Genomic DNA, 7,999 nt, shown 5'->3' with positions numbered 1-7,999 from the left:
TCATCAGTACGCCGAACCAGCCGATGTATAGGCGGTTGTCGGTTGATGTTACCCAGTTGCAGAACCGTTCCCAAGCGTTAGCGCTTTGGCGCTGTTGAATGGTTGTGGTCATTGTTTTATGATTTCGTGACTCGGTTTAAAGATGAATGATTGAGTCGATATACCTAATCTAATCCGATTGTTAATCTTTGTAAAGAGTTTGTAACAATAGGTTTTTTTATATAAGCCATAAAGGTGACTTATGTTGAGGTGGCCAGCAGACGGTTACGGCTGAAGCTGCTTAATCTGAACAAGCAACAGAAGGAAAGAATAGTGCTATGAGAGCTTTGTTAGCGATCGCTATCCCACTCTTGTGTTAGGGACTACCCGCCAGATCTTGATGGTGCAGTCATCGCTGCCACTGGCTAGAGTCTGTCCATCTGGTGCATAAGCAACAGAAAAAACTTCTTTTGAATGTCCTGCGATCGCGCAGATTTCCTTGGCTGTATCCACCTGCCACAGCTTGATAGTATTGTTGCCGCTGCCAGTAGCTAAAGTACGCCCGTCCGGGCTAAAGTTGACGAACCAAATCCAACCTGAATTTCCCGCAAGCGTACAAATTTCCTTGCTCGTACTCAAATCCCACAGCTTGATGGTGCTGTCAGCACTGCCGCTAGCTAAAATCTGCCCATCAGGGCTAATAGCGACAGACAAAACGGTGTCTAAATGCCCCGTGAGGGTGCAAATTTCCTTGCCCGTGCCCAAATCCCACAGCTTAATAGTGTTGTCGAAACTGCCGCTGGCTAATAAAGGCTGGCTGCTGTTAGGACTGATGGCAACAGCACAAACCCAGCTTTTATGCCCAATGAGGGTAGTCAGTTCCCTACCCCTAACAACATCCCACAGCTTGATGGTGTTGTCATAGCTGCCGCTGGCAACAATCTGCCCATCGGGGCTAATAGCGATCGCATCAACCCAGTCTGTATGACCAGCCAGACTCGCCAGTTCCCTACCCGTACCAACATCCCACAACTTGATAGTTTTGTCATAGCTGCCGCTGACAAGAATCTGCCCATCCGAGCTAATAGCGACAGAATTAACCCAATCTGTATGACCATCGAGGGTGCGGAGTAATGTGCGCGTAGGCAAATGCCAAATCTTGATCGTCTTATCTGAACTACCGCTAGCCAAGATTTGACCATCTGGGCTAATGACGATGGAGTTAACTAATTCAGCATGATCGGCGAGAGTATCTGTACATCTCCAAGCCGGAAGTAGAGGTTTTGATGTAGGGGCGATCGCCGAGGTTGCTTGTAAATACTGGAAATTTTTCTTGTGTTCGCAGTTGAGGTCTTGGAGTACCTCAGTTGCCGATTTATAGCGCCGCTTTGTAGCATTTTGCAGCAGCTTATCCATGATATCCCCCAGTTCGTCACTCACCTGATTATTGATTAAATAATCCCGCCACACCCAGGCATCCTCGCCTACATCAAATAGTTCAAAGGGAGAAACCAATGTCAACAAATGGATGCATATCACCCCCAAACTGTACAAATCGCTGGCAAAAAAAACTTTACCTTTCCCCTGTTCGGGAGCGATATATTCGTGGTTGCCAACGGAGGCTCTTGTTTTTTCAAGTAGAATTCTTGTCGCAAATTTAGCCGCTGCAAAATCAACTAAAATCAACTCCCCGTCAGGGCGACAAATGATGTTTTCCGGCTTGATATCCCCGTGAATAACGTTGCGCTCGTGGATGAAATCAAGCACGGGAAGTAAACTGTTAAGCAAGTGTCGAATTTGCGTTTCACTAAACGCGCCTTCTGCTTGCAATAGTTGGGCTAAATCTTTTCCCTCAATAAACTCTAGTACCAAATATTGCAAATTATCCTGCTCAAAATGCGCCAGCAGTTGAGGAATCTGGGGGTGTTTGCTTAAGGCTTCCAGCCTCTCTAGTGCTATATCGGCCTTGTTATTGTCTCCAGACGATATGATAAATCGCTTCTCTATTAGCAGAAATTGCTTGATGACGCACGAGGACTTCGATGGCGCCTCTTCATCGACTGCTAAGAAGGTTCTACCGTGTCCAATGTGTTTGATAGCGCGGTAACGGTCTTTAAGCAGCAACTTTGAACCGCAATTTTGGCAAAATTTTGTGCCCGTCGCGTTGCTGGCGGGCTTATGGCAATAAGGATTGAGGCAGTAGCTCATAGGGGGAACAACTCAGCCGATCGACGCTATGGTTAGTATTCCCAAAATTGAACAGTTGAGAACGCGATCGCCTTTTTCCTCTCTTCGTCGCCCAAATGCCACAGCCGGATAGCTATAGAGATCGCCTCAACTGCAATGCAGGCGCTAGCGCTAGGGCGATCCATCGCTCATACTGGGTAAAAAGTCACTTGGTTGATAGCATTTAGCCTAATGCTGGCAAACAAATAAATTTTTGAAACTACTTGTTTGTCAAAGTTTTTCAATCCAAAACCTAAAATCTAAAATGGTAAATTCTCTACAAACTCCCCACAGCGGCTATCACTGGGATGGTAGTAGCCGCCGCTTCTTTGAAGGGTGGTATTACCGCGTTACTTTGCCCGATTGCGGGCAAACATTCGCCTTCATGTACTCAATCGAAGACCCCATTGGCCAGAAACCACACAGCGGCGGCGCGGCACAAATTCTCGGCCCCGATGATGAATATCTGTGGCGCACTTTCCCGAATGTCAAGGGTTTCTGGGCGTCGCGGGATGTCTTGGGGTTCGGTCATTGGGGCAAAACAGAGCTACCCGCTGAACCGATATACCTCATCCCGGCTGAGTTCGATCGCTATGTCCAAGAGGGGTATCAGGCTACAGCCACATTAAATCAGGGGGTTCTGCGCGATCCGGGGAGCGATCGCTATTGTCGCTGGCATTATGAAATTAAACCAGTCTACGGCTGGGGCAACCAGGACGCCCCACAGCAATCTACCGCAGGCTGGCTATCTTCTTTGCAAATATTTGAACCTGGATGGCAGATTTTGATGGCGCACGGTCTGGCTACGGGCTGGATTGAGTGGAATGGCAAACGCTATGAATTCACCAACGCCCCTGCTTACGGTGAAAAAAACTGGGGCGGTTCCTTCCCCCAAAAATGGTTCTGGCTTAACTGCAATTTGTTTGAAGGCGAACCCGACATCGCCTTAACCGCAGGTGGCGGTAGGCGCGGCGTGCTGTGGTGGATGGAATCTGTTGCCATGATCGGGCTGCACTATCGCGGTAAATTCTATGAATTCGTGCCCTGGAATTCACAAGTTCAATGGCATATTCAGCCTTGGGGTAGATGGCAGATGCAAGCTAAAAATTCACAGTTTGAGATTGAACTTACAGGTACAACCGACCAACCAGGCACTCCCTTACGTGCGCCTACAGAAAACGGGTTAATTTTCTGCTGTCGGGACACGATGCGCGGTCAGCTTAACCTAGAACTGCGAGAATTAACCCAGGGAAAATCGCAACTTATCCTGAAAGCACATAGTTTTCTCTGTGGATTAGAAACAGGGGGCGGGCCTTGGGAAGAAACTTGGCACTCAGTCAACCAGAATGAGTAACAAGCATCGATCAACTGTTATGATCGATTATGAATTGGGGTTGTAGCTCAGATGGATAGAGCGAGCGCCTCCTGAAATATCGGGCACCATAAAGGAAACTTTATGAGTGAATGTGGTCAAACTCGGTGAACCCTAAAGACTCGGACAACCACCCTCTACCAATTAGGTGATGGTTGATACAAAAAAGTAACGATAGTATCAATATTGTTGCTGAGAATCCAAGGGAATACCGAACCAAGCTTGACTCGAAACTTGATTTAAATTATAAAGTTCGAGTCAGGAAGGTCGAGAGACTAAACGGCCACCACCTAACGGCTTCAAGCCTATGGTGAAGATATAGTCCAGAGAGTGGGGAAACTCACACAAATCTGAAGCGCTAGGTCGGCGGTTCGAGCCCGCCCAGTCCCGTCCTCTGATAATCTCATATAGACTCTTGATTTAAGACTCTTGATTTGTGACTTGAGACTTAGGACTTGAGATTTTGGACAACACATTTTTCCAGAATTTACAGTCTTTTTATCTACAGTGTTTGAATCTGGACGAGCCAATTGTCGAGAGGCGATAGTCGATAGCAGATAGCGTAATTGTTCATGGTCTTTAAAATATCTACGAGCAGGCGATCTTATGCGTTTCCAAGAACTTCGCCCCCTCGAATTAAGTTGTTTTTGTGGCTGATGCCAGTGGCGGCGCTGTTGGCTCTGGTTGGTTATAGGCAACTGGAGAGCTATTTTGCCAAACCAGAGGCGGTATTAGTTTTGGGCGGATCGGGGCCTGGTTTGGAGCGAGAGAAGTTTGCTGCTGAACTTGCGCGTCAGCACCCAGATATGCCTATTTGGGTTTCTGGTGGTGGCTTAATCAAGGATAAGATCCACACTGAACGGGTTTTTGCCAAAGCTGGGATCGCTTCGCGTCGGGTACGTTTGGACTATCAGGCTGTCGATACGGTTACAAACTTCACAACCTTAGTGGATGAATTGCAAGCTGAGGGGATCGACAGCATTTATTTGATTACCTCGGACTACCATATGCGTCGTGCGCGGGTGATTGGCGAGATTGTTTTGGGCAGTCGGGGAATTAGTATTAAATCTGTATCGGTTCCTACTAAGAATCCATCTGAACCAGTGGAAAAATCTGTCCGAGATGGAGGCAGAGCTATAGTTTGGGTGGCTACTGGTTATACAGGAGCCACCCTTGTCAAGCGTCAGACAGGATCAGGGAGTAATTGACGCTGCTAGTTCTTGCACGAGAACGTATGGTTGTACGATTAGCGCGTTGAATCGTTTGGCGCGATCGCTACTCCAGTTTTGCATTTGCGTTGGCGATGGTTTTTGGATTAGTTGTTCGCCAATCCAGTGCTGCACACAGGAGGTATTGTCACTAGCGATCGCTACCCCTACATCCAGCAAGTCCAAGTTTTTGTCTACAACTACCACTACATCCCGCTTAACGTGCGGCTCAAGCCACTCCCACTCAGCTTCATCAAGTATTTCTGCTAATTCTGACCTTAAATCCTGCATTGTTTCTAAACTTCTATTCGCTTACAAATTATTTTACTTAACTTTAACGATCTCAAATCCCTCTTAATATTCGTTATTAATTTTTCTACTGCTCTCCGCCTTTCTACGTGTCTCCTTTCATTTCATCAATTTCCAACATACTTACTATTACACCTGCGGTAGGAATAGATATAAAAACGCCTAGCAATCCTGCTACTTTAGCGCCTACTAACAGCGCAAAGAAGACCACAACAGGATTGAGATTTAGCGCATTTTGCATAACGCGAGGTGCAATCAAATTGTCTTGTATCTGCTGAATAATAATACAAATTGCCAGTACTTTAAATGCTAGCCACACATTTTGAGATAGCACGATTGAAAATATTATAGCCACTGCTAATGTTGCGCCAATGCCAGGAATTAAATCGAATAATCCAGCGATAACTGCTAATAGTAAAGCAAACGGCACTTGCAATATTAAGAATGCCACAAAAGTCAAAGCAAATAGAAATAACGTTAATATAAGCTGTCCTCTAAAAAATCCTAGAAACTTGCGCCTAATCGTAGCTGAAAAGCGTTTACGCAGATTTAAAGGTACAATTTTAAGCATTAAGTCCCAGAGTCTTTCACCATCTAGCAGCATAAAACAAGAGACTACTGCAATCAATATAAAGTAAACGAAGTTGGTGAAAATTGCTTGAAAAATGGCTAAGCTAGAAACCACTCCTGCTACAGCTTGGGTACTTAATGACTCCTGAACCGCACTAAGGTTTACTTGAAGATTACGGGAACGAAGATAAAGTTCTATTTTTTGAACTAGGGGTGTTACAGATTTTAGAAAAGCACCTATGCTGTCTGCTAATTGTTGAGCTTGAGATAGAACTGTTAGACCTAGAGTGAGAGCGATCGCAGCAATTACAATTAAACTCAACAAAAATACTACACTAACTGCTAAACCGCGAGGTAAAAAACGAGTTAGCCATCGTACCGGATAGCTAAGTAAAAAAGCTACAATTGCAGCAAAGGTAAAAATAACAATGACTGCTTCAAAATACTCTAAAAGCCTAATTGCCGCCCAGCCACACGCAAACAGTAGCAAAAAGCGAATTAGCACCAAATTATTCAGTTGCGTCCAGAAATTCTTTGTTTCAATTTGAGCCATTGGGGCTGCGTAATTGGTAAAGGGGAATTGTATAGTTATAAGTTTTGAGGTTTGAGTTTTAAATTAATAACTCCTCATTCCTCATTTTTAACTATTAACTTTTACCCCTTATAATTACCTCCCCCCTCCGGTCTAACTTGTTTCAACGCCCCAAATCGTGCATACCATTAATTACCTCAGCGCACTTTTGTGTCACCGCCTCCAATTCCAAACGATCTGTAGAACTGGGAGCATCAATCACCTCGCCAATCCTCACAGTCAGCGCAACTGGTCGCGGAATCGCCGACCCTTTGCGGATAATTCCCTCAGTTCCCCACAAGCTTACAGGTAGTAGCGGTGCTTTCGCCTTGGCAGCAATTAGCGCTGCACCCAGTTTGGGTTCCGTAATCCTGGCATCTGGCGTTCTCGTTCCCTGCAAGAAGATACCAGCAGCCCAACCAGCATCCAAGCAAGCCAGCGCTGCACGAATAGCACTTCGGTCAGCGGAACCCCGCTTCACCGGATAAGCACCATACAACTGAATCCCTTGCTTTAAAATTGGGACGCGGAACAGCTCTTCCTTAGCCATGTAAGCGACTGGACGACCTACGCAAGAGGACAAAATCAGTGGGTCGAAGTCACTAGCGTGATTGCTAACCACCACAAGTGGCCCTTGTTGGGGTACGTTTTCTACCCCGTAGATGCGCCCCCGAAAGTAAACATTAAGCATAGGGGCGACAACTGACCACTTAAAAGCGTGGTACAGCATTAAACTAACAGCAGGTTCGCGGTTTCTGGGCATAGACGATAATTGCTCTTAATTGAAAGCGCAGATAAACCGCAGGCCAAAACTTCCGCACCACTATCAGCCTTTGTTTTTTATCTGCGTGTATTGGCGTATTCTACAAACAGGTTAATTATGATGCTGGCACTTGGGCGGCGCTACTAACATTTTCTAGTACTAAATCCGAGCAGGTGCGTTTTATTAAGCCAGTGAGAACATTACCGGGGCCAATTTCTACGACCCGCGAAACCCCTTCGAGGGGCAATTGTAGAGAAATTTCTCGCCATCGCACCGAACCAGTCATCTGTCGGCTGAGACGCTCTTTCAAAACATCAGCCTCTACTACTGGAGTTGGGTCTACATTGGACAACACTGGTACTTTAGCTGAGTTAAATTCCACAGACTTTAATATCTGCTGAAAGTCTGCCGCCGCTGATGCCATTAAAGGCGAATGGAAAGCTCCTGATACTTTTAAGGGTACGGCTCGTTTTACTTTTATTCCAGCTAACACCGATTCCACAGCTTCGGGTGTTCCAGAAATTACAACTTGTCCGGGATTGTTATCGTTGGCTAGCACAACGTCAGGGGTCTGCTGGATTTTTTGCTCTAGCTGTTCGCGGTCAAACCCCATCAACGCTGCCATCATGCCACCAGCGGCGCTGTCCATCAATTCTGCACGACGCTTAACTAATCGCAATCCGGTTTCAAAGTCAAATACACCTGCTGCATACAAGGCGACATATTCTCCCAGACTGTGCCCTGCAACTAAGTCTGGTTGGTGCCCTTTTTCAAGCATCATATCAACCAGAATTGTTTCTACAACATATAAACAAGGCTGAGTGTAGAGCGTGCTAGATAATTTGTCTTCCTGGCTTTGGCAAATTTCTGGAACAGACCATCCGAGAATTTGTTGTGCTTGTGCAAATTTAGCTGAACCCGCTGGCAAGTCTACTAAATCTCCTCCCATGCCGATTGCTTGGGAACCTTGTCCCGGAAACACCCATGCAGTTTTGGTCATT

The 7,999-nt window shown here is 46.1% G+C and carries 8 protein-coding genes and 1 pseudogene; 2 read left to right on the top strand and 7 right to left on the bottom strand.

What is annotated here, in order from left to right; translation table 11 throughout:
• From H6F77_RS02490 to H6F77_RS28195, 3 genes and pseudogenes are all read right to left on the bottom strand, one after another.
• Positions 1-112 (bottom strand): annotated as a pseudogene (locus tag H6F77_RS02490) (photosystem II q(b) protein); the annotation flags it as partial.
• 227 nt (positions 113-339) lie between these two features.
• On the bottom strand, positions 340-2,187 hold the full coding sequence (locus H6F77_RS02485; protein WP_190485019.1) for a serine/threonine-protein kinase: 1,848 nt from the start codon (positions 2,185-2,187) through the stop codon (positions 340-342).
• Positions 2,188-2,219: 32 nt separating this feature from the next.
• Complete coding sequence (locus H6F77_RS28195; RefSeq protein WP_255515681.1) at positions 2,220-2,351, bottom strand: hypothetical protein; 132 nt, start codon at positions 2,349-2,351, stop codon at positions 2,220-2,222.
• Between the two features lie 119 nt (positions 2,352-2,470).
• Between H6F77_RS28195 and H6F77_RS02480 the strand changes: the two genes are divergently transcribed.
• Both H6F77_RS02480 and H6F77_RS02475 read left to right on the top strand, forming a co-directional pair.
• Positions 2,471-3,559 carry a tocopherol cyclase family protein gene (locus H6F77_RS02480; protein WP_190485017.1) on the top strand — a complete coding sequence of 363 codons (1,089 nt, stop codon included), beginning with the start codon at positions 2,471-2,473 and terminating at the stop codon, positions 3,557-3,559.
• A 674-nt stretch (positions 3,560-4,233) separates the two neighbouring features.
• Positions 4,234-4,785, top strand: coding sequence for a YdcF family protein (locus H6F77_RS02475; protein WP_242021850.1), 552 nt, complete (start codon positions 4,234-4,236; stop codon positions 4,783-4,785).
• Here H6F77_RS02475 and H6F77_RS02470 read toward each other — a convergent pair.
• From H6F77_RS02470 to fabD, 4 genes are all read right to left on the bottom strand, one after another.
• Positions 4,771-5,076, bottom strand: coding sequence for a DUF2288 domain-containing protein (locus H6F77_RS02470; protein ID WP_190485013.1), 306 nt, complete (start codon positions 5,074-5,076; stop codon positions 4,771-4,773). The two genes, H6F77_RS02475 and H6F77_RS02470, sit on opposite strands and share 15 nt — an antisense overlap.
• Before the next feature lie 103 nt (positions 5,077-5,179).
• Entirely contained in the window at positions 5,180-6,217 is a 1,038-nt protein-coding gene (locus H6F77_RS02465; protein WP_190485011.1) for an AI-2E family transporter, read from the bottom strand.
• 142 nt (positions 6,218-6,359) lie between these two features.
• Positions 6,360-6,998, bottom strand: a complete 639-nt coding sequence (locus tag H6F77_RS02460; RefSeq protein ID WP_190485009.1) for a lysophospholipid acyltransferase family protein — start codon at positions 6,996-6,998, stop codon at positions 6,360-6,362.
• A 115-nt stretch (positions 6,999-7,113) separates the two neighbouring features.
• Positions 7,114-7,998, bottom strand: coding sequence for an ACP S-malonyltransferase (gene fabD / locus H6F77_RS02455; protein WP_190485007.1), 885 nt, complete (start codon positions 7,996-7,998; stop codon positions 7,114-7,116).
• Between the last annotated feature and the right edge of the window lies 1 nt (position 7,999).

The sequence above is a fragment of the Microcoleus sp. FACHB-831 genome, assembly GCF_014695585.1.
GTDB lineage: Bacteria > Cyanobacteriota > Cyanobacteriia > Cyanobacteriales > FACHB-T130 > FACHB-831.
This window is presented reverse-complemented; position numbering and strand designations above follow the sequence as displayed.